The organism is Mycobacterium sp. ABE4_509, from assembly GCF_056160785.1.
Genome location: NZ_JBSWXU010000292.1, coordinates 1 through 1500, shown reverse-complemented (window position 1 = coordinate 1500; position 1500 = coordinate 1). Strand labels below are relative to the sequence as shown.

Here is a 1500-nt window from a genome sequence, read left to right as displayed (position 1 = left end):
CCTTCGCGCCGGGGGCTCTCACCCCGGCCGACGCGGCGCCGTCGGCCCTGGCCGGCGTGCTGGCGACCTGTCTGGCGCTGACCTTTCTCAACCCGCACGTCTACCTGGACACCGTCATCCTGCTGGGCGCGCTGGCCAACGAGCACCGCGACGACCGCTGGCTGTTCGGCGCCGGAGCGGTGGCTGCCAGCGCCGTGTGGTTCAGCGGCCTGGGTTTCGGAGCCCAGCGGTTGCAGCGGTTCTTCGCCGCGCCGAGAACCTGGCGCATCCTCGACGGCACCATCGCCGCCATGATGATCGGGCTCGGCCTCTCCCTGGCGCTGAGCTAACAGCAAAGCCGCACTCGACACCCGAGGACACCACGACTTCGGCGCTGAACCGACGCTGCCGCAACGACGTTGGAACACCCAAGCCTAGGTCCGGACCCGGCCGCCGATCCGGATGGCACCCGAAGTCGGGCTTTTCGAACTACACTTCGGACATCAGGATCGGCGCCTGACCAGCAGACTCGTCCATCGCCAGCCGACCCTGCCGGAGCCGAGACACCGCACGGAGACACCCTCATGTTGACCGCCCGAGATCGAACGATCACCTGTCGGCTAACCCGGCTCACGACGGGCCGCGTCGGGGCCGACACCGCGGTCCCGGCGCGCAGCAATGCCACCGGCACGGGCGTCGAACCCGAGCCGGCACGTCGGACGACGACTCACCGAGACGGCGACCTGCACCGCGTCGCCGGGTGCCGCGACGAGAATCGGAACCATGCCGGACGCCGATGACCTGGGTCTGCGGGAACGCAAGAAACGCCGCACCCGCGAAGCCGTCCGGACGGCGGCCTTCCGCCTGTTCGAGGAACAGGGCTATCAGAGCACCACCGTCGAGCAGATCGCCGAAGCAGCCGACGTGTCCTCGCGGACCCTCTTCCGCTATTTCCCCAACAAGGCCGCGCTGCTGATCCCGGACCAGTTGATGGAGCCGATCATCGAGCTCTTCCTCGCCGCGCCGGCCGAGCTCCCCCCGCTCGCCGCGTACCGGCACGCCCTGGCACAGGTCTTCAGCGGCATGGCCGGACCTCAATGGGATGCCGAGATGGCGCGCCAACAGCTGCTCTACACCCTCCCGGAGGCCGCCGGCGGGCTCTACGACACCTACATCAACGTCATCGAACTCATCACCGAGGCGCTGGCCACCAGGCTGAACCGGCCGGCCGACGACCCCCGGCTCAGGATCACCGCCGGTGCGATGACCGGGGTGATGATGGCAGCGCTGCACGGCACCCCGATGTCACCCGAGACCATCTTCGACGGCCTGGAGTTCCTCGAAGCCGGGCTGCCGCTCTGACCCCGAGGCCACGCCGGTCGTCTGTGGGTGGCCGCCGAGACGTGACGGGTACCGCCGGGCGCATTACGCTCCCCCTATGGCATCACCGCTGTCCAGGTCGGCCGCCCCGACTGCCCGGGCCGCCCGAGCCGCCCTGATCGCGGTCGCGCTGGGCGGGGC

At 69.9% G+C, this 1500-nt stretch carries 2 protein-coding genes; both read left to right on the top strand.

Annotated features, from left to right (window positions below):
- Positions 1-329: LysE/ArgO family amino acid transporter (locus ACXAID_RS28060; protein WP_475025431.1), on the top strand; the 329-nt coding region annotated here is incomplete at its 5' end.
- A gap of 433 nt (positions 330-762) precedes the next feature.
- Positions 763-1341, top strand: a complete 579-nt coding sequence (locus ACXAID_RS28055; protein WP_475025430.1) for a TetR/AcrR family transcriptional regulator — start codon at positions 763-765, stop codon at positions 1339-1341.
- Positions 1342-1500: the final 159 nt, after the last annotated feature.

Coding starts and splice junctions, on each gene's coding strand:
- ACXAID_RS28055 (WP_475025430.1), top strand. CDS start 763: ATGCCGGACGCCGATGACCTGGGTCTGCGGGAACGCAAGAAACGCCGC.